This is a genomic window from Bacillus sp. TH30 (assembly GCF_016650875.1).
GTDB classification, from domain to species: Bacteria; Bacillota; Bacilli; order Bacillales; family Bacillaceae_G; genus Bacillus_A; species Bacillus_A mycoides.
Window position 1 is genome coordinate 5,109,329 of record NZ_JAEKEY010000002.1, and the last position, 18,853, is coordinate 5,128,181.

Consider the following 18,853-nt stretch of genomic DNA (forward strand, 5'->3'; position numbering starts at 1 on the left):
TCATATAAATAGTTCTGTATGTAGAGTTGGCACACCAATTGCATAAATAAAAAGTGAGAGATTTAGGAGAAAGGAGGAGTGCTATATATGAGGCACTGTGACGTTTTAATAATAGGCGGTGGAATTATAGGATGTTCTATCGCTTATTACACTTCAAAATACGGAAGAGACGTAACGATCATTGAAAAAGGAGAATTTGTCAGTGGAACGTCTTCACGGTGTGACGGGAATATTTTAGCGATTGATAAAGACCCAGGGTTTGATAGCCAAATGTCGTTAGTAAGTCAAAAATTAGTAACAGAACTAAGTGAAGAGTTGGAGCACTCATTTGAATATAGGGCGCCAGGAAGCATTCTCGTTTGTGAATCAGACGAAGAAATGGAGGCAGCACAGCAATGGGTAAATCGTCAAAAAGAAGCTGGATTACCGTTTCGAATGCTTGATAGGCAAGATATAAAAGAAGAATCACCATTTTTTGCAGATGATTTATTGGGTGGTTTAGAATGTGCAACGGATTCGACTGTAAATCCATATCTTCTTGCTTTTTCACTTCTTGCAGAATCGAAGAAATTTGGTACAAAAGCTTTTAATCATACAGAAGTGAAAGAAATAAAAAGAGATATAGACGGTTCCTTTATTGTAGAAACGACAAATGGAACGTTTACTGCGAAACAAGTTGTGAACGCAGCCGGTGTGTGGGCTCCTAAAATCGGACAGATGTTAGATGTGAATATCCCAATTGAACCGAGAAAGGGACATATTATTGTAGCTTCAAGGCAACAACACGTAGGTTGCCGTAAAGTAATGGAATTTGGTTATTTAATTTCTAAATTTGGCGGAAAACGAAAAGTGGATGCTTTAACTGAAAAATACGGGGTGGCACTTGTATTTGAACCGACAGAAAGCCAAAATTTTTTAATTGGTAGTAGTAGAGAGTTTGTAGGCTTTCATACGAGGATTAACAATGAGGTTATTAAATGTATTGCGAATAGAGCAATTCGTTTTTATCCGAAAATGGCAGATATGATGGTGATTCGTTCATATGCTGGATTACGCCCGTGGACAGAAGATCATTTGCCGATAATTTCACGAGTGGAACATATTCCGAATTATTTTATTGCAGCAGGACATGAAGGTGATGGAATTAGTCTTGCAGCAGTTACCGGGAAAGTGATTGAAGAGTTATTAAATGAAAAAGAAACAATCATTCCTATTGAACCACTTCGTTTGAGTCGTTTTACAGAAAGGGTGTTAAACGGATGAGGTCACAAAGAGTCTTTACGACAATTGATACACATACAGGCGGAAATCCAACGAGGACATTAATTAGCGGACTTCCTAAGTTAATTGGAGAGACGATGGCAGAGAAGATGTTACATATGAAAAAGGAGTATGACTGGATTCGTAAATTGTTAATGAATGAGCCACGTGGTCATGATGTAATGTCAGGAGCACTATTAACAGATCCGTGTCATCCGGAAGCTGATATAGGCGTTATATACATAGAGACAGGTGGATATTTACCGATGTGTGGTCACGATACAATCGGTGTATGTACAGCTTTAGTTGAATCAGGTTTAATTCCCGTAATTGAACCGGTTACTTCTTTAAAGCTAGATACACCAGCTGGCTTAGTTGAAGTAGATATTACTGTTCAAGATGGAAAAGCGAAAGAAGTCTCCTTCTGTAACATACCAGCTTTTTTACTAAAAAATATTTCTGTACACGTCGAAGAAATTGGAACTGTAGAGGCGGATATTGCGTATGGAGGGAATTTTTATGCCATTATCGATGCGAAGTCAGTAGGTTTAGAGTTAGTACCAGAAAACGCATCTACAATCCTTGATAAGGCGATTCATATTAGAAATACAATTAATGAGAAGTTTGAAATCATTCATCCGGAGTATTCGTTTATAAGAGGATTAACACATGTAGAATTTTATACAGATCCTACTCATGAAAGTGCGCATGTGAAAAATACAGTTGTTGTTCCGCCAGGAGGAATTGATCGATCTCCATGTGGCACAGGAACATCAGCGAAGTTAGCTGTATTATACGCTCATAAAAAAATTGATATCGATGAAGAATTTGTTCATGAGAGTATTGTAGGTTCTTTATTTAAAGGGTGTGTTATGAATACAACATATGTAGAAAATATTGAAGCTGTAGTAACGAAAATTACGGGATCAGCTTGGCTTATGGGTATGCATAGATTTTTTTACAATGAAAAGGATCCGCTTAAAGAAGGCTTTTTGCTAATTCCGCCGATGGAACATGAAACGGAGGATGTAAAATGAACATTCAAAAAATGTATACAGCAGTAGACGTACACGTAAATGGCGAGGCATTTCGTGTAATGAAAGACGTACCATGTAAATACTACTACAGTTTGGAGCAATTAAACGAACAATTTTCAGGTGAATTAGCAGAAGAAATGAAGCTTTTATTAAATGAACCACGTGGTTTTATCGGTTTAAATGGATGTATTGTCGTTCCTTCTATTCATAATGAAGTGGATGCAGCTGTATTGTTTTTTAATCATGAAGGATCTATTCCTCTTCATTACGGAGGTATTGTCGCAGTAATAACGATGTTACTAGAAAGCGGGTATTTAAAAAAGAGAGAGTCTAATCAATACAAAATCGAAACGCTATCTGGAATATTTTCAGTGGATGCATATGTAGAGAATGATGAAGTTGTATCTGTTTCGTTTGAAAGCAAACTATGTTATATGATTGAGAAAAATTTAAAGGTTGGTAATATAAGTTACTCTCTCATACAGGCAGATAAAGTATATGCAGTTGTAGAAAAGGATACGTATTCGCCAGAAATCAGTATTGAAAACATCTCTAAATTAAAAAAATGGGGTGAAGCTACACTTCAATCTATACAAAAACAGTCATTAATAAAAAGACTTATTTTAGTAGATTCTATGCAAAAAGAAAAGAACCATATAAAGTCGATTACATTTCATGAAGATAACTTTATAGTACGTTCGCCGGGTTTTGTTTCTACTATTGTGTCTTATGTTCATACATTATTTAAAAATGATTATATAGCGGATAAACCTTTTAGAAATGAAAGTATTTTTAATAGCTTTATAACAGTAGAAAAAGTGAAGAAAGAAGAACTCGGATACATTTTTCGATTTGAAAGTAGAGGGTTTATTACAGGTATGCAAACATTTATATTAGATCCTACTGATCCGTTTCCAACAGGTTTCTTATTAAAATAATATGTTAAAGGGAGAGATAAAGATGCAAAAAATTAAAGGGGCATTTCCAGTATTAATAACACCGATGGATGAATTTCAAGAGATTGATTGGAAAGGCGTAAAACAAAACGTAAACTACTTTATTGAGCAAAAGGTAGCTGGAATTATTATTAATGGAAGTACGGGGGAATTTGTTAGTTTATCAAAAGAAGAACGATTTAACATGGTAGAAACAGTATTAAAAGAAGTTGATGGCCGTATTCCAGTTATTGTTGGAACTGCTGCGGAGACGACGAAAGAAACGATTGAATATACGAAACATGCAGAAGCGCACGGAGCAGATTGTGCATTAATTATAAACTCGTATTATTGTAAACCGAAAGAAGAGGAAATCTATTTTCATTTTAAAGAAATCTCAAACGCTGTAAATATACCAATTATGCTATACAATAATCCATTTACTTCTGGTGTTGATATGAGTACAGAGCTAATGCTCCGTATTGGAAAAGAATGTGAAAATGTTACACATATTAAAGAATCTAGCGGAGATATTCGAAAAGCGAGAGATTTAGTAAGACAAGGCGAAGGTGCTTTCCAAGTCTTCTGCGGATCTGAAGATTTAGTTATGGAATCTTATTTAGTTGGTGCCTCGGGATGGGTTTCAGTAGCAGGAAATATCGTTCCAGAACTCGTTACGAAAATGTATGAGCATTTTCAAAATGGTGAATTAGAAAAAGCGTGGGAAATGAACGATGCTATTTTACCTCTTTGCGAGTTCCTTGAAGGGTCAGGGAAATATGTACAAATCGTTAAACGCTCAATGGAATTACATGGGCAAGTCGGGGGACCTTCACGTTATCCGAGATTAGGATTAACTGAGGAGGAAGATCAAAAACTTCAAACTATTTTACTAGAAATTGCAGCTCATGCAGCTGTTTAAATAAGGAGGAGAGTATATATGTTAACGACAAACATTGAGCTGAAACCAAAAGTGAAAGCGTTTTTAAATGAAGAAATTAAAATGTTTATTAATGGTGAATTTGTTTCTTCAATAAGTGGAAAGACGTTTGAAACATACAATCCAGCAACAGAAGATGTTCTAGCAGTCGTATGTGAAGCGCAAGAAGAAGATATTGATGTCGCAGTAAAAGCGGCAAGATTTGCTTTTGAATCAGGCCCGTGGGCAGAGATGACTACTGCTGAAAGAGCACACCTTATTTATAAATTAGCAGATTTAATTGAAGAGCATAGAGAAGAATTAGCACAGCTGGAAGCTTTAGATAATGGAAAACCATATCAAGTAGCACTTGATGATGATATTTCAGCGACGGTAGAAAATTACCGCTATTACGCGGGATGGGCTACAAAAATTATTGGGCAAACCATTCCAATTTCAAAAGATTATTTAAATTACACACGCCATGAACCGGTTGGCGTTGTAGGTCAAATTATTCCGTGGAATTTTCCGCTCGTTATGTCTTCTTGGAAAATGGGAGCCGCTCTTGCGACAGGTTGTACGATTGTATTAAAACCAGCAGAGCAAACACCTTTATCTTTACTATATACAGCGAAGCTTTTTAAAGAAGCTGGTTTTCCAAACGGTGTTGTAAACTTTGTACCAGGTTTCGGCCCTGAAGCAGGATCGGCAATTGTAAACCATCATGATATTGATAAAGTAGCTTTCACAGGTTCAACAGTTACAGGGAAATATATTATGCGTCAATCTGCAGAAACAATTAAACATGTAACACTAGAACTTGGTGGTAAGTCACCAAACATCATTTTAGAAGATGCTGACTTAGAAGAAGCGATTAACGGTGCGTTCCAAGGTATTATGTATAATCATGGTCAAAATTGTAGTGCAGGCTCTCGCGTGTTTGTCCACCGAAAACATTATGAAACAGTCGTAAATGAACTTGTAAAAATGGCGAATGACGTGAAGCTAGGGGCAGGTATGGAGGCGGAAACTGAAATGGGACCGCTCGTATCTAAAAAACAACAAGAGCGTGTGCTAAATTACATTGAACAAGGAAGAGCTGAAGGTGCTACTGTTGCAGCTGGCGGTGAACGTGCATTTGAAAAAGGTTATTTTGTACAGCCAACAGTATTCACAAATGTTACAGACGATATGACAATTGTTAAGGAAGAAATTTTCGGACCAGTTGTCGTTGTACTCCCGTTCGATTCGACAGAAGAAGTAATTGAAAGAGCAAATCGCTCGTCTTACGGACTTGCTGCGGGCGTATGGACACAAAATATTAAAACAGGGCATCAAGTTGCCAATAAATTAAAAGCAGGAACAGTGTGGATTAATGATTATAACTTAGAAAATGCTGCTGCACCATTTGGTGGATATAAGCAATCTGGTATCGGACGTGAATTAGGTTCATACGCCCTTGATAACTATACAGAAGTGAAAAGTGTTTGGGTAAATATAAAGTAATAGAGAGTCTAACTGTTAATAAATAGAGGGATGAAATAATGAGAGATGCGGACAACTGGAAGGTTTAATAATAGTTGTCCGTTTTCTTATATATAAAATTGCTTTTTCAAAAGAATTATAAGGGGGATTTGGATGGAGCAGTTAGTAGAATGGTTAGTAGGGCAAGTTTGGAGTATTGGCTTAGTTGTTTTCGCATTAGGAGCAGGAGTGTATTTCACAATTGCAACTCGTTTTTTACAAATTCGCTATTTTAAGGAGATGATTAAACTATTATTTGAAGGGAAGAGCTCGGAGACTGGGATATCATCCTTTCAAGCATTTTGTTTGGCGTTATCAGGTAGGGTTGGAATTGGTAATATCGCAGGAGTAGCGACAGCTATCGCTTTCGGCGGACCTGGAGCTGTATTTTGGATGTGGGTGATGGCATTATTAGGAGCAGCTAGTGCATTTGTTGAATCAACATTAGCACAAGTATATAAAAGTAAAGTAGGCAATGAATACCGTGGTGGTACGCCATATTTCATTGAGAAAGGCTTGAAAATGAAATGGTTTGCGGTCAGTGTAGCGGTAGTTGTAACACTATCATATGGCGTTTTATTACCAGGTATTCAATCGAGTAGTATCGCAGTTGGATTTGAAAATTCTAATGGTATTAGCAAATATATAACTGGTATATTGTTAGTCGTATTATTAGCAGCTATCATTTTTGGTGGCGTAAAGAGAATTGCGGGCGTTTCTCAAATGCTAGTTCCATTTATGGCAATTGGTTATGTAATTGTTACATGTATCGTATTAATTGCGAATGTAACGGAAATTCCAAGTATGTTTGCATTAATTTTCTCTAGTGCATTTGGTGTAAATGAAATGTTTGGCGGAATCGTCGGTGCAGCAATTGCATGGGGGGTAAAACGTGCTGTATTTTCAAATGTCGCTGGTGTCGGGGAAGCGACATATAGCTCCGCTGCTGCTGAAGTATCCCATCCTGCAAAACAAGGGTTAGTTCAAGCGTTTTCTGTATATATCGATACAATTGTTGTATGTACAGCGACAGCTCTTATGATTTTAATAACAGGTATGTATAATGTAATACCTGAAGGGAAAAGCGCTATTGTAAAGAATATAGGGAATGTAGATGCAGGTCCAATCTATACACAACAAGCAGTTGAAACTGTTATGACAGGATTTGGTCCAATATTTATTTCAATCGCAATCTTCTTTTTTGCATTTACAACTTTACTCGCGTACTACTATATCGCTGAAACGACGCTTACTTATTTAGATCGTGACCTCAAATATAGCTGGTTAAAACCAGTTTTGAAAATTGGGTTTTTAATTATGGTTTACATCGGTAGCGTAGAATCAGCGTCGCTATTATGGAACCTTGGAGATTTAGGAATCGGTAGTATGGCATGGTTAAACTTAATCGCGATTCTATTATTAAGTAAAACGGCATTAAAAGTGTTAAAAGACTATGAAACGCAGAAAAAAGAAGGGAAAGATCCAGTGTTTGATCCTAAAAATGTGGGAATTGAAGGTTTAACATTTTGGGAAGAAAGAAGTAAAGAGGTTGAAAGGAAAAATTCTAAAGAAAAAGTGTCAGTAGATAATGGGCTGAAACTGTAGATGTACAAATTTAAAAGTAAAATAAACCGAAAATTCATTCTATTTTTTAAAGTAAATATTTGTATATGTCCTTCATTTTATCTCATACTAAAGTAAGTGTGAATAAAATGAATGGAGGATATACGATGGAAAATCAACAATATGGCTCTATAAATGATGTATTACTTGATTATAAAGAAGGTATAGGGAATTTTACGCAACAAATCCCCGAAATTGCAGAAACATATAACGCTTTTACACAAGCATGTTTTCAGGAGGGTACATTAACTAAAAGAGAAAAGCAGCTCATTGCATTAGGGATTAGTTTAGCAACACAAGACGAATATTGTACGATTTATCATACGAAGGGCTGTATTGACCAAGGATGTTCTGATAAAGAAATTTTAGAAGCTTGTGGTGTTTCAGCCGCGTTTGCTGGGGGAGCTGCAATGAGTCAGGCAGTAACCTTAGTACAAGAATGTCTGGTGGAATTGAAACATCAAAGTCATTAAACAAGAAAAAGCCCTCCTTAAAATATTCTTTTAAGGGGGACTTTCTAGTTTAGTCTAATTTTTTTGAAAGAGTTTCAATTGTTTCATATAGTCGATAGCTTTTGTTTTATTACTCTGTTTAGAAACATAGTGTGCCTCGTTTAAATCTCTATAAAAACTATTAAATATTTCTTCAGAAAGTATGCCGTCAGAGATAGCTTTTTTTATTGCACAGTGTGGTTCATTTGTATGCGAACAATTAGAAAATTTACATTTCCGAGATATACCCGCAATATCTTCATATCCAAAATCAAAGTTACCTTTATGTTCTATCAAGTCAAATCCCATTTTACTAATAATTATTCCCTCCGATTTTGAAAGAGTTTTTTAGAATCATACATACAAATTCTATCGTTTTTAAGTTGTGTTTATTTTAATATTCTATATTTTTATAAATCGATGTCTCTATATTAGGGAGAAGTGTGTATATGCTCTTACCAATTAAAGATTCTAATTCTTTCTTAATTGCATAGAATCCCTTCCAATGTAAAGAAGTATGAGAGGTTGTGCCATGACGTAAACCAACTGAAATCAATCTTTTTTCAAGAGTAGTAAAGCCTTCCGCATCAGCAAGTGCGTCACAAAGGCTAATCACCTTATTGTATAAGTCGTAGTCACTGTTTTCATTCAATATTTCAATTAATCGGCTTTCCATATAATCAGGAACAATGCTCCACTCTGCCGCGATATCTAAATGCTCATTTTTGCAAGGAAATGAATGCGTCACACATATAATGGCGTTTCCTGTATACCCTAAATCATTCATATACATATAACCATCATAGGAATGAATAACAGATTTAGTAAAACCTTTATATCTTCCTATATCATGCAGGAGGGCAGCATTATACGCTATGTCAGCATCCAAGTCGTACCCATTATTAATAAGTTCTACAACTATCTTTTCAGTTGCAAGGGCAACATTACGTGAATGTTCGAACCACGGACCTGGGTTTTGTTCATATGCCCAATCCAGCAATTCTCTTGCATATTTCCTATCTAATATATATTTCATATAGTTATCCTTTCTCTAAAAAATCGTATTTTAAATAATTTCATCTTAGTATTTCATTATTCCTGCTTTAAAAATTGTTACAATGAAACAAAAGGGGGATTAGTAATGCAAGATTTAGTAATTGAAGAGATTAAGCAACTAGAAAATGATATTGAAGAGCTTTCTGAACTGTTGAAAACTGTAGTAGATGATGGAGCGTCGATTGGTTTTTTACCTCCACTAGAAGAAAAAGAAGCAGCGAAGTATTGGCAAACTGTATTAGCGCCAGAAGTGATAGTGTATGTTGCTAAAATAAACAATGAAGTGGCGGGTAGTGTTCAATTACATTTAGTTACAAAGCCTAACGGGATCCATAGAGCCGAAATTTGCAAGTTAATGACTCATCCAAACTTTAGACGTAACGGCATTGGACGTTCACTTATGCAAAAAGCAGAGGAACGAGCAAAGCAAGAAAACAGGTCTCTTTTAGTGTTAGATACTAGAGAAGGAGATCCCTCGAATAGATTGTACAAGTCGTTAGACTATCAAGAATCCGGTAAAATACCAGGGTATGCAATTTCTCCGAATGGTGAGTTAGATGCAACAGTAATTTATTATAAAATGATTTAGTTTTTTATTTGAAAAGGGAGATAATTTCAAACGACATATTTGTTATTATGTCTGTGTGTTGATTTACAAAAAGATTAATAATTCAAAATAAAGTTTGATGAAATCCTGTATAATAGTTTTTTCTTTTGACCCTTTAACTTCATCTGGAATGTTTAATTTAAAGGGCTAGTCTGTAGAGAATTTTAACAGTTTTTTAGATTTTGATTTTGAAGTCTTTTGGTGAATATTAAATGTTAATCTAAAAGATGGAGGTTGCTGTCATGTTGAAACTGTTTCAATATAATTGGCAAGTTCGTGATGAGTGGTTTACATTGTGCGAAGACATGCCGGATGAAGAACTATTAAAGAAACGGGTCGGTGGGTTCGGTAGTATCCTACATACTTTATTTCACATTGTAAATGTGGAATATATGTGGATCTTAGGTTTGCGAGGTGAGCCAGTTCCTGAGGAGCCATTGTTTGAAGAGTATGCCAGCTTGCAAAAAGTAAAAAATCTCTCAGCTCAATATCACGAGAAAGTGAAGCCATTTGTGACATTTTGGACAAATGAAATGGATTCTCGGAAACTTTCAGAAACTGATTTCAATGAAGAACCGATTAGCTCTAGAGACGCATCAATTAGGCGCAGAGTCATTGAATGTACACACGGAGAGATAATACGTCATGTCATTGTCCACGAAATCCACCATATCGGCCAGTTATCTATATGGGCACGTGAAATAGGAAAGGAGCCTGTTTCCGCAAATCTGAGAGGAAGAGGGCTATTCGATAATTAGACTGCCTTTGCCAATTTCGTAATTTATTTATAAACGAATGGTTTAATTGAGTATATTTAAAGCGTGTTTAGATCAATCTTTTTCAAAACACACTTTTTCTTTGTATTATTTTATCTAGGTTTATAGAGTTAATGTAATCAAACTTTTTTCGAGGCTACACTGTGATATATAATTGTAAGTAATTATTAACTACTTTAACGCCGTTTGTATTTTCAGACGGTGTTATAAGTATTTAACAATAAAACGACAAAATAAATAATAGATTTGATAACTGGTAATTAAAATGTGAAGAAGAATTGATATTTTTGTAGCTAAACGAATTTGAGAAAGTTTTTAGAGGGTTCTTTTAGTAATGCTCTTCCACTTATAATGGATGTAGAGAAGATGACTAGGCAACTATAGTTATTTTCGTTTCATTTTTGGGAAGGGGATGAAAGAATGAAAAAGACAAGTTTACAAAAGATAAAAAAGGTTATGTTAAGTGGTGGGATATTACTTACTGGATTATTAACATTTGGATTTTCAGAAAAGGCTTCAGCTCATGGGTATGTAGAATCACCAGCGAGCCGATCTTATTTATGTAAGCAAGGGGTAAATGTAAATTGCGGTCCAGTTCAATATGAACCACAAAGTGTAGAAGGAATAGGTGGCTTTCCGCAATTAGGACCTTCTGATGGACAAATTGCAGGTGCTGGTCATTTTCCTGCTTTAGACGTTCAAGCAGTTGATAGGTGGAAGAAAGTTACGTTAAACGGCGGGATGAATACATTCAAGTGGAAACTAACCGCTCCTCATAGTACGAAAGAATGGAAATACTACATTACAAAGAAGGATTGGAATCCAAATATGCCTTTAACAAGGTCTAGTTTAGATTTAGTGCCGTTCTATGTAAAAAATGATGGCGGAGTTAGACCGGGGACAACAGTAACGCATGAAGCAAATGTACCAACTGACCGTAGTGGCTACCATCTTATTTTAGCTGTTTGGGAGATTGCGGACACTGGAAATGCGTTTTATCAAGTTATTGATGTGAACCTTGTGAATAATGGTTTAAATTCCAATTTTGCTTTTAACAATGTAGTGCAAGTTCCTACACTATTTTAAATTAAATATACATTTTGATCATCTAATTCATTTTAGATGATCTTTTTTATGAAAAATATAGAAGAAAGTACAATTATTTATAAAAAAATGTGTCTAAAATATTGTCATATTTGCTTCTTTAAGATATCCTTTTCATGAAGAGGTGGAAAACATGGAAAAAGTACTAGTTTTCGGGCATAAAAACCCAGATACAGATGCAATTTGTTCTGCGATTGCTTATGCAGAATTGAAAAAAGAATTAGGAATGAATGCTGAGCCTGTACGTTTAGGCGAAATCAGCGGTGAAACTCAATTTGCGTTAGACTCTTTTAAAGTAGAAGGACCGCGTTTTGTTGAGACAGTAGCAAACGAAGTGGACAACGTTATTTTAGTTGACCATAACGAGCGTCAACAAAGTGCTAACGATATCGAATCTGTTCGTGTGTTAGAAGTTATTGACCATCACCGTATTGCTAACTTTGAAACAAGCGATCCTATTTACTACCGTTGTGAGCCAGTTGGATGTACAGCTACAATCTTAAATAAAATGTACAAAGAAAATGGCGTTACAATTCGTAAAGAAGTTGCTGGTTTAATGTTATCTGCAATCATTTCAGATTCTTTACTATTCAAATCTCCAACTTGCACAGAACAAGACGTAGCAGCAGCTCGTGAATTAGCGGAAATCGCTGGTGTAGATGCAGATAGCTACGGCTTAGAAATGTTAAAAGCTGGTGCTGATTTAAGCGGAAAAACAATGGAGCAATTAATCTCTCTTGACGCTAAAGAATTCCAAATGGGTAACGCGAAAGTTGAAATCGCACAAGTAAACGCTGTTGATACAAACGACGTTCTTGTACACCAAGCAGAACTTGAAAAAGTTATCACTACAGTAGTAGAAGAAAAAGGTTTGGACCTATTCTTATTCGTTGTAACTGATATCTTAACTAACGATTCTGTTGGTCTTGCGATTGGTAAAGCAACAAACGTTGTTGAGAAAGCTTACAACGTAACATTACAAAACAACACAGCTACTTTAAAAGGTGTTGTATCTCGTAAAAAACAAATCGTTCCTGTATTAACAGAAACATTCCAAGCTTAATATTATTGAGTATGGATAAAAGAAAGGACAAGTAGTCATATTGGCTACTTGTCCTTTTTATTATAAAATTACAGAAGAGCCTATTGGATGGAAATAAAAAAGGATAGCAATAGCTATCCTTCTTATCATTTATTCATAAGATCGTTTCTTATTTATATAAAATGTGATAATAGCAACAATAATGAAAATAGGTATTGCGTACGCTTGCCCAACAAAGAATTTCCAACCTACAGTATTATAGCCCTCAGATGCTGGAATGATAATCGCGATGATACAAACAATAATATAAGCTAATAATGCTGGGAGTATATTTTTCATAGTTGTTCACCTCCTTTTTATAATACATTTATATATTGTACTATTGAATAGAGATTGGGAGATTAAGTGTACTTGATTTTAAGAAATCTTTACAAATTCACTAAAGGATGAGGAGTCTGCATGCTGTATGAAAGTAACTTTAGTACGGTGTGTTTATGTAATAATACATATGCTTAATAGACTGTTCTGGAATAAATTAAACCAAATATAGGAGATAATGTAATTTTATCTTTCGAGATAAGTATATAGTATTCTGTAAAAAAAATGTACTGGAAAATTGATATTTCATAAGAAATATAGAAGCGAGGTAAGAAATAACGATGAAAAGGTTATGCATAATTCCATGCGGAAAGAAGAAAATTTGGGATAATTACCCAGAATATGGAGAGGCAGAGGCAAAAGATGTATATATTAGTCCATTCGGAAAAGCATGTCAGGCGTATGCAACTGAGTTTTTCGAGAATTGGGTTATATTATCAGCAAAGCATGGATTTTTAAGACCAAATGATATTGTAAAGGAAAATTATGATCTTGCATTTGATTCAAATAGTAATGAGATTATTAGCATAGAACAATTAAAACAACAGATGATTGATAAAGATTTACTTCAGTTTGAAGAGATCGTCTTACTTGCGGGGAAGAAGCATAAAAAAATAGTGACGAAGTTATATCCAGAAGAAATCATCACATATCCGTTAGCGGGATGTAGAGGGATTGGGTATATGTTGCAGAGGTTGAATGGGGCAGTGGAAGCGCAGAAGGAAGTATAGGGATAAATTAGTAATATAGATTCAAATTATACCAAATTAATACATTTAAAATAGACTAGTAAACAAGCCTTTTTACGTTTTTAAACATAGAATATGATGAATTCAAATATGTATTAGGGGGAGTCATATTCATGTGTAATAATTGTGGTTGTAGACGCAGAGATTGTAATAGATTTTGGGATGATTTAATGTTTGGAAGATGTAGACGTAGAGATTGTGATGATTGTGGTTGTAGACGTAAACGTGACTGTGATTGTGATGATTGCCGTCGCAATCGTAAACGTGACGACGATGATGATAAATGTCGTAAGTGGTAATTTTCTTTGAAAGAGTACTTTGAAGTAAAGTACTCTTTTTTTGTATGAACCTTTTAAATTCCATTTTGAACAGATTTTTTTTCAATTTCCCATGAATCTTGCTTTTTAATTTTTAGAGCTACATTTGTACCATTAGATTTTGTATAAAAGATATACCCGTGGTTGGACTTAACGTAAGTTGAAGGTTCACCTGTGCAATCTTTAGAACAAGATGTGTTGATAAGTTCAATTAAGGATAGTTCGCTAGGATCGGTTTTGCTAGCATCTATAAGTGTATCAAGGTTCGTTTTACGAAAACCTTGTAAGTTTACATCGAAATTCTTTTCTATTTCTCCAGTAACGCTAGTATTCATTACTTCAACTGAATTTTTCTTTTCTAGAAGAAAACCATTTCCATAAAGGAATTTTGTATATCCAAGCCATGCGATTAAAAATAGTATAAAAAACATACCAGTTGTTTTAAGTTTTCGAAGCCGTTTACTTACGATTGATTCTGAATATTTCATTCAGCCTAATCCTCCAATGTTTTTATTTTAAAGTATGCGTGGGTATATATATTTAGAAGGAGATGAAAGTTAGAGAGTTACTGATTCAAAAAAAGAAAGCATCTGAAGTTAGGTGCTTTCTTTTTGAATACTGTCCGTTATCTGTTAGTTACTTGTTTCATAAGCGGTCTTATTTCTTTAACAGGTGGTTTTTTATCATAGGCATCAACGTAAGAAAAGTAATAATTTAAGTTTCTAAGAAGTCCCTTTCCTATTTTTACGCTTAAGAAGGGGAATACTTGTCCAGTATAATCATCGAGAGATTTACAATAGTATTTTTCATCTAAGTATATGCTGTATTTACATGTTAGTTCTACTAATGAGTTACCTTCATCATCAAATACTTCTTTAGAATCAATAATGTCTATTAATGCGAATTTTTCATTCAGATAAACTTTCTTCTTTTTCTCGTGCTTATTTGTGAGAATAAATACGAGACCAATTGCGTTAATCAAACTATTTCCTCCTATAAAAAACGGATATTAATAAAATATATCGATATACGTTAAATGTAAAGAGGAGTAGTGAAATATCATTGATAGAAAACTAAATAAGCCGATTTGTTTTTTTCAAATCGGCTTATTTTTATTGAAATACTTGCGGAAATTGTTTTACGATTGCGTCTGTTATCATGTCGGCCATTTCTAATGATTCTTTTTCAATTTTATCGTATAGTTTTACACTGGCATCATAATCTTTATTTAGGAAGGCAAGTGCTTCCGCTTTCGTTAACGCTAAATGCTCATAAAACATTTTTCTGAATTCTTCTTTTTCTATATATGGATTGATACTAGTTAGAAACTCAACAATTTCGTCTCCATTAGCGTACCATTTCTTTTCTATAGCGGCCGCTGCGTTTTGATCACCAGCTTTTGCGGCTTTAACAAGATCAGCAGCGATTGTTAAGTGGTCTTTAATTAATGCACTATATTTTTTTACTGCATTTTCTCCGTAGAATGGTTCAAGTGATAGCCCCATGTGTGTTGCATTTTGTAGAAGACGTCCAACGGTAACGTTTACGTCGGGCAAGTTAAAGATGATGCCTATAATGGCCAATCGTGTCCAAGCAACGTGTTGTTCCCATAAAGAACGCATATATCCTTTTAGAAAGTTTTCGTTTTTACTAACTCGGTAATTTCGTACAAATGAATCGAAGTTTCCATTAGTGATATGATAAGGGGAGTAATACGATTGCCAATAAGTATACATAAATAGTTACACTCCTTTGAACATGTATATCTCACAATATGATAAACGTTATTTTTAAGTTACGTGTCCAAGAGTTTTTTTGAGAGTTGGAAAAGGAGAAAGTTGAAGGGGAATAAAAAACACACTTATGATATATATAAATCAAAAGAATTTTAAAATAATAGAGGTCCTGCAAGGGAAATTGCAGGACCTCTAAAGGGTATTGCCGAGATGTCGGACTCGACTACGTAATATTAACATAAAATTCTTTCAAAAAAACCTGGTAAATGTGTCCAAATGAGAAGGGTACTTTTTAATAAAGTTAAAGGGATCTGCTTCCCGCGGCAGACCCCTTTAACTAGATAATGTTGATGAGCAAAAACTCATCTGGAGTACTTTTATAGTAACAAATGAAATTCACTTTGTGTATTGAGAAAAAATGAATTGATTGTATGAATGTAGCGGATTTATATTTTGCTTTTTGGAATTATAATCATTTGTGGAGAGCGGAATAGGGTTCTAAAATGGAGAAAAGACTTTTCAGCCAGGCTACGACATATTGCGATATACAAGTATAAAAAAAGACCTGCTAATTTAAGCAGGTCAACATAAGGGGTTTATCTAACAGATTATTATATATGGTAACAACTGTATTGTAGTAAGTCTATAAGTTAGATGTTGAGAAAATTTGTTTGAATGATATATATTTGGCACATGTATTAACGTTTAAAAAGTTGAGAAAGGAAATTCATAAGCTTGCTATAAGAAAATAAGGGCTGATACTTATAAAATGATTCATATTTCCACGCATCATTATTAGAGAATTGGAGTTGTTTATTTGACGCTTTAGGTTTGTTGGAATTATTGTAACGACGCTTCATAATTTAACCTCCTCAAATTCATATGTATACGATTAGTAGTATTCTAGGAAGGTAAATAAAATGAATATTTATTTTGAAATTCTTTCTTCATGTGTACTAGATTTGTGTTTTTTATGTTGGAAAACGTAGGAAGCAACTAAAACACTGATACTAATTAATATCCAAAATGAAGAGAAACTTAGAATAATGAAAAAGCATGGCGTGAATCAGTTTGATACGTGATTATATATAACTCTTTCATTCAGCACTTTCATGACGCATAAGTGATGATATAATAGTAATAGATGAAAGATATAGAAAAGCAGGTGACTCTTTTTTGTTTACAAAAGCACAAGAACTTTTAGCGTCTTATTTCGGTTATTCGTCATTCCGAAGAGGACAAGATGAAACAATTAAAAATGTATTAGATGGGAAAGATACAGTTTGTATTATGCCTACGGGCGGTGGTAAGTCAATTTGTTATCAAATTCCCGCATTAGTATTCGAAGGAACGACATTAGTTATTTCACCTTTGATTTCACTTATGAAAGACCAAGTAGATACATTAGTACAAAACGGTATTTCAGCTACTTATATTAATAGTTCTATTTCTATTACAGAAGCGAATCAACGAATTCAATTGGCGAAACAAGGGCATTACAAGTTGCTTTACGTGGCGCCTGAGCGTCTTGATTCTATGGAGTTTGTTGATCAACTTATCGATATGAAAATCCCGATGATAGCAATTGATGAGGCGCACTGTATTTCGCAGTGGGGTCATGATTTCCGTCCTAGTTATTTACATATACATCGCATATTAGATTATCTTCCAGAAAAACCGCTCGTTTTAGCATTAACAGCAACAGCAACACCACAAGTACGTGATGATATTTGCACTACGCTTGAAATTAATCAAGAAAATACAATTATGACAACGTTCGAGCGCGAGAACTTATCGTTTTCAGTAATTAAAGGACAGGATCGTAATGCGTATTTAGCGGATTATATTCGTCAAAATCAGAAGGAATCTGGGATTATATATGCAGCTACAAGAAAAGTAGTTGATCAGTTATATGAAGATTTAGGGAAAGCAGGAGTTTCGGTATCGAAATATCATGCTGGTATGAGCGACCACGATCGAAATGAACAGCAAGAACTCTTTTTACGAGATGAAATAAGTGTTATGGTGGCAACATCTGCATTTGGAATGGGTATAGATAAATCGAATATACGTTACGTTATCCATTATCAACTTCCAAAAAATATGGAAAGTTACTATCAAGAAGCAGGACGTGCTGGTCGTGATGGATTAGATAGTGAATGTATTTTGTTATATTCTTCTCAAGATGTGCAAGTACAACGCTTTTTAATCGATCAATCAACTGGAGAATCACGTTTTTCAAATGAGCTTGAAAAACTCCAAAATATGACCGATTACTGTCATACAGAACAATGTTTACAATCATTTATTTTGCAATACTTCGGAGAAGAGCCGAAGGAAGATTGTGGTCGCTGCGGTAATTGTACGGACGACCGTGAAAGTATCGACGTGACGAGAGAATCCCAAATGGTACTATCTTGTATGATTAGGACGAACCAACGATTCGGAAAGCAAATGATTGCACAAGTATTAACTGGATCTAAAAATAAGAAAGTCATTGAATTTAATTTTCATACTTTGCCAACATACGGTCTTTTGTCAAACCGTAGTGTAAAAGAAGTCAGTGAGTTTATTGAGTTTTTAATTTCAGATGAGTTAATTGCAGTTGAACATGGTACGTATCCAACATTAAAAGTAACGGAAAAAGGAAAAGAAGTATTACTTGGTAAAGAGAATGTTTTACGCAAAGAACGAGTAGAAACGAGACAAATTGTTCAAGATCATCCTTTGTTTGAAGTGCTTCGTGAAGTGCGTAAAGAAATTGCACAAGGAGAAGGTGTACCACCGTTCGTTATTTTCTCTGACCAAACGTTAAAAGATATGTGTGCGAAAATGCCACAAAGTGATTCCGAACTCCTAACTGTAAAAGGAATCGGAGAACACAAACTTGTGAAGTACGGGTCTTACTTCTTACAAGCAGTTCAGTACTTTATTGAGGATAACCCAAACTATGCGGAAACAATTAAGACTGAAGTTGTTTCAGAGAGTAAAAAATCAGGAAAAGCGTCAGCGAATTCTCATTTAGAAACGTATGAAATGTATAAACAAGGCATTGATCTAGATGAAATTGCTAAAGAACGTAGCTTATCAAGACAAACAATTGAAAATCATTTAATTCGCTGCTTTGAAGATGGAATGGAAGTAGACTGGAACAGTTTTGTTCCAACAGAGTATGAAGCTCTTATTGAAACTGCCGTACAAAATGCAGAGGGTGGTCTGAAATCGATTAAGGACCAACTTCCAAATGAAGTGAGTTACTTTATGATTCGTGCTTATTTACAAATTAGAAAGTAGAGACA

General features: G+C 34.8%; 21 protein-coding genes. 14 read left to right on the forward strand and 7 right to left on the reverse strand.

The window, feature by feature from the left end; genetic code table 11:
• Positions 1 to 87: 87 nt before the first annotated feature.
• The 7 genes from JFU20_RS28370 to JFU20_RS28400 all read left to right on the forward strand — a co-directional run bounded on the left by JFU20_RS28370 (position 88) and on the right by JFU20_RS28400 (position 7,771).
• Positions 88 to 1,263 (forward strand): NAD(P)/FAD-dependent oxidoreductase, encoded by a 1,176-nt coding sequence (locus JFU20_RS28370; RefSeq protein ID WP_002012976.1) that lies wholly within the window; start codon positions 88 to 90, stop codon positions 1,261 to 1,263.
• Positions 1,260 to 2,297: a proline racemase family protein gene (locus JFU20_RS28375; RefSeq protein WP_002165622.1), complete on the forward strand. Its 1,038-nt coding sequence runs from the start codon at positions 1,260 to 1,262 to the stop codon at positions 2,295 to 2,297. The genes JFU20_RS28370 and JFU20_RS28375 overlap by 4 nt, the downstream gene beginning before the upstream one ends.
• Positions 2,294 to 3,235 carry a proline racemase family protein gene (locus JFU20_RS28380; RefSeq protein ID WP_002161489.1) on the forward strand — a complete coding sequence of 314 codons (942 nt, stop codon included), beginning with the start codon at positions 2,294 to 2,296 and terminating at the stop codon, positions 3,233 to 3,235. The genes JFU20_RS28375 and JFU20_RS28380 overlap by 4 nt, the downstream gene beginning before the upstream one ends.
• Before the next feature lie 22 nt (positions 3,236 to 3,257).
• On the forward strand, positions 3,258 to 4,154 hold the full coding sequence (gene dapA / locus JFU20_RS28385) for a 4-hydroxy-tetrahydrodipicolinate synthase (protein WP_002165623.1): 897 nt from the start codon (positions 3,258 to 3,260) through the stop codon (positions 4,152 to 4,154).
• 18 nt (positions 4,155 to 4,172) lie between these two features.
• Complete coding sequence (locus tag JFU20_RS28390; protein ID WP_002012981.1) at positions 4,173 to 5,657, forward strand: aldehyde dehydrogenase family protein; 1,485 nt, start codon at positions 4,173 to 4,175, stop codon at positions 5,655 to 5,657.
• Between the two features lie 132 nt (positions 5,658 to 5,789).
• Positions 5,790 to 7,280, forward strand: coding sequence for an alanine/glycine:cation symporter family protein (locus tag JFU20_RS28395; protein ID WP_201039172.1), 1,491 nt, complete (start codon positions 5,790 to 5,792; stop codon positions 7,278 to 7,280).
• 125 nt (positions 7,281 to 7,405) lie between these two features.
• Positions 7,406 to 7,771, forward strand: a complete 366-nt coding sequence (locus JFU20_RS28400) for a carboxymuconolactone decarboxylase family protein (RefSeq protein WP_002085063.1) — start codon at positions 7,406 to 7,408, stop codon at positions 7,769 to 7,771.
• 54 nt (positions 7,772 to 7,825) lie between these two features.
• Here JFU20_RS28400 and JFU20_RS28405 read toward each other — a convergent pair whose 3' ends face one another.
• A complete protein-coding gene (locus JFU20_RS28405) occupies positions 7,826 to 8,098 on the reverse strand; it encodes a P-loop NTPase family protein (protein ID WP_201039173.1) in 273 nt (90 codons plus the stop codon).
• Between the two features lie 85 nt (positions 8,099 to 8,183).
• Positions 8,184 to 8,825, reverse strand: coding sequence for an HD domain-containing protein (locus JFU20_RS28410; RefSeq protein WP_201039174.1), 642 nt, complete (start codon positions 8,823 to 8,825; stop codon positions 8,184 to 8,186).
• 105 nt (positions 8,826 to 8,930) lie between these two features.
• Here JFU20_RS28410 and JFU20_RS28415 point away from each other — a divergent pair, with 105 nt between their 5' ends.
• The 4 genes from JFU20_RS28415 to ppaC all read left to right on the forward strand — a co-directional run bounded on the left by JFU20_RS28415 (position 8,931) and on the right by ppaC (position 12,395).
• Positions 8,931 to 9,434: a GNAT family N-acetyltransferase gene (locus JFU20_RS28415; RefSeq protein WP_002127754.1), complete on the forward strand. Its 504-nt coding sequence runs from the start codon at positions 8,931 to 8,933 to the stop codon at positions 9,432 to 9,434.
• A gap of 260 nt (positions 9,435 to 9,694) precedes the next feature.
• On the forward strand, positions 9,695 to 10,210 hold the full coding sequence (locus JFU20_RS28420; RefSeq protein WP_002165625.1) for a DinB family protein: 516 nt from the start codon (positions 9,695 to 9,697) through the stop codon (positions 10,208 to 10,210).
• 438 nt (positions 10,211 to 10,648) lie between these two features.
• Positions 10,649 to 11,314, forward strand: a complete 666-nt coding sequence (locus tag JFU20_RS28425) for a lytic polysaccharide monooxygenase (RefSeq protein ID WP_085311559.1) — start codon at positions 10,649 to 10,651, stop codon at positions 11,312 to 11,314.
• A 151-nt stretch (positions 11,315 to 11,465) separates the two neighbouring features.
• Positions 11,466 to 12,395 carry a manganese-dependent inorganic pyrophosphatase gene (gene ppaC, locus JFU20_RS28430; RefSeq protein ID WP_002032629.1) on the forward strand — a complete coding sequence of 310 codons (930 nt, stop codon included), beginning with the start codon at positions 11,466 to 11,468 and terminating at the stop codon, positions 12,393 to 12,395.
• A 129-nt stretch (positions 12,396 to 12,524) separates the two neighbouring features.
• On the opposite strand, the gene JFU20_RS28435 is transcribed toward ppaC, so the two are convergent.
• Positions 12,525 to 12,713, reverse strand: coding sequence for a DUF4017 family protein (locus JFU20_RS28435; RefSeq protein WP_201039175.1), 189 nt, complete (start codon positions 12,711 to 12,713; stop codon positions 12,525 to 12,527).
• Between the two features lie 320 nt (positions 12,714 to 13,033).
• Here JFU20_RS28435 and JFU20_RS28440 point away from each other — a divergent pair, with 320 nt between their 5' ends.
• Positions 13,034 to 13,483, forward strand: coding sequence for a DUF6884 domain-containing protein (locus JFU20_RS28440; protein ID WP_002165628.1), 450 nt, complete (start codon positions 13,034 to 13,036; stop codon positions 13,481 to 13,483).
• Positions 13,484 to 13,614: 131 nt separating this feature from the next.
• Positions 13,615 to 13,800 (forward strand): hypothetical protein, encoded by a 186-nt coding sequence (locus JFU20_RS30305; protein ID WP_002085081.1) that lies wholly within the window; start codon positions 13,615 to 13,617, stop codon positions 13,798 to 13,800.
• A gap of 53 nt (positions 13,801 to 13,853) precedes the next feature.
• On the opposite strand, the gene JFU20_RS28445 is transcribed toward JFU20_RS30305, so the two are convergent.
• The 4 genes from JFU20_RS28445 to JFU20_RS28460 form a co-directional block, all read right to left on the reverse strand.
• Positions 13,854 to 14,306, reverse strand: a complete 453-nt coding sequence (locus JFU20_RS28445) for a hypothetical protein (RefSeq protein ID WP_002165629.1) — start codon at positions 14,304 to 14,306, stop codon at positions 13,854 to 13,856.
• Positions 14,307 to 14,443: 137 nt separating this feature from the next.
• Positions 14,444 to 14,800 carry a hypothetical protein gene (locus JFU20_RS28450; protein ID WP_002165630.1) on the reverse strand — a complete coding sequence of 119 codons (357 nt, stop codon included), beginning with the start codon at positions 14,798 to 14,800 and terminating at the stop codon, positions 14,444 to 14,446.
• Between the two features lie 130 nt (positions 14,801 to 14,930).
• Positions 14,931 to 15,554, reverse strand: a complete 624-nt coding sequence (locus tag JFU20_RS28455) for a hypothetical protein (RefSeq protein WP_002165631.1) — start codon at positions 15,552 to 15,554, stop codon at positions 14,931 to 14,933.
• Between the two features lie 698 nt (positions 15,555 to 16,252).
• Complete coding sequence (locus JFU20_RS28460; RefSeq protein ID WP_087947138.1) at positions 16,253 to 16,414, reverse strand: hypothetical protein; 162 nt, start codon at positions 16,412 to 16,414, stop codon at positions 16,253 to 16,255.
• 316 nt (positions 16,415 to 16,730) lie between these two features.
• On the opposite strand from JFU20_RS28460, the gene recQ reads away from it, so the two are divergent.
• Positions 16,731 to 18,848 carry a DNA helicase RecQ gene (recQ, locus tag JFU20_RS28465; protein WP_002165632.1) on the forward strand — a complete coding sequence of 706 codons (2,118 nt, stop codon included), beginning with the start codon at positions 16,731 to 16,733 and terminating at the stop codon, positions 18,846 to 18,848.
• Positions 18,849 to 18,853: the final 5 nt, after the last annotated feature.

Bases quoted from the DNA above. Each gene is read 5' to 3' on its own strand.
- JFU20_RS28370 (WP_002012976.1), top strand. From the start codon at position 88: ATGAGGCACTGTGACGTTTTAATAATAGGCGGTGGAATTATAGGATGT.
- JFU20_RS28375 (WP_002165622.1), top strand. From the start codon at position 1,260: ATGAGGTCACAAAGAGTCTTTACGACAATTGATACACATACAGGCGGA.
- JFU20_RS28380 (WP_002161489.1), top strand. From the start codon at position 2,294: ATGAACATTCAAAAAATGTATACAGCAGTAGACGTACACGTAAATGGC.
- dapA (WP_002165623.1), top strand. From the start codon at position 3,258: ATGCAAAAAATTAAAGGGGCATTTCCAGTATTAATAACACCGATGGAT.
- JFU20_RS28390 (WP_002012981.1), top strand. From the start codon at position 4,173: ATGTTAACGACAAACATTGAGCTGAAACCAAAAGTGAAAGCGTTTTTA.
- JFU20_RS28395 (WP_201039172.1), top strand. From the start codon at position 5,790: ATGGAGCAGTTAGTAGAATGGTTAGTAGGGCAAGTTTGGAGTATTGGC.
- JFU20_RS28400 (WP_002085063.1), top strand. From the start codon at position 7,406: ATGGAAAATCAACAATATGGCTCTATAAATGATGTATTACTTGATTAT.
- JFU20_RS28405 (WP_201039173.1), bottom strand. From the start codon at position 8,098: ATGGGATTTGACTTGATAGAACATAAAGGTAACTTTGATTTTGGATAT.
- JFU20_RS28410 (WP_201039174.1), bottom strand. From the start codon at position 8,825: ATGAAATATATATTAGATAGGAAATATGCAAGAGAATTGCTGGATTGG.
- JFU20_RS28415 (WP_002127754.1), top strand. From the start codon at position 8,931: ATGCAAGATTTAGTAATTGAAGAGATTAAGCAACTAGAAAATGATATT.
- JFU20_RS28420 (WP_002165625.1), top strand. From the start codon at position 9,695: ATGTTGAAACTGTTTCAATATAATTGGCAAGTTCGTGATGAGTGGTTT.
- JFU20_RS28425 (WP_085311559.1), top strand. From the start codon at position 10,649: ATGAAAAAGACAAGTTTACAAAAGATAAAAAAGGTTATGTTAAGTGGT.
- ppaC (WP_002032629.1), top strand. From the start codon at position 11,466: ATGGAAAAAGTACTAGTTTTCGGGCATAAAAACCCAGATACAGATGCA.
- JFU20_RS28435 (WP_201039175.1), bottom strand. From the start codon at position 12,713: ATGAAAAATATACTCCCAGCATTATTAGCTTATATTATTGTTTGTATC.
- JFU20_RS28440 (WP_002165628.1), top strand. From the start codon at position 13,034: ATGAAAAGGTTATGCATAATTCCATGCGGAAAGAAGAAAATTTGGGAT.
- JFU20_RS30305 (WP_002085081.1), top strand. From the start codon at position 13,615: ATGTGTAATAATTGTGGTTGTAGACGCAGAGATTGTAATAGATTTTGG.
- JFU20_RS28445 (WP_002165629.1), bottom strand. From the start codon at position 14,306: ATGAAATATTCAGAATCAATCGTAAGTAAACGGCTTCGAAAACTTAAA.
- JFU20_RS28455 (WP_002165631.1), bottom strand. From the start codon at position 15,554: ATGTATACTTATTGGCAATCGTATTACTCCCCTTATCATATCACTAAT.
- JFU20_RS28460 (WP_087947138.1), bottom strand. From the start codon at position 16,414: ATGAAGCGTCGTTACAATAATTCCAACAAACCTAAAGCGTCAAATAAA.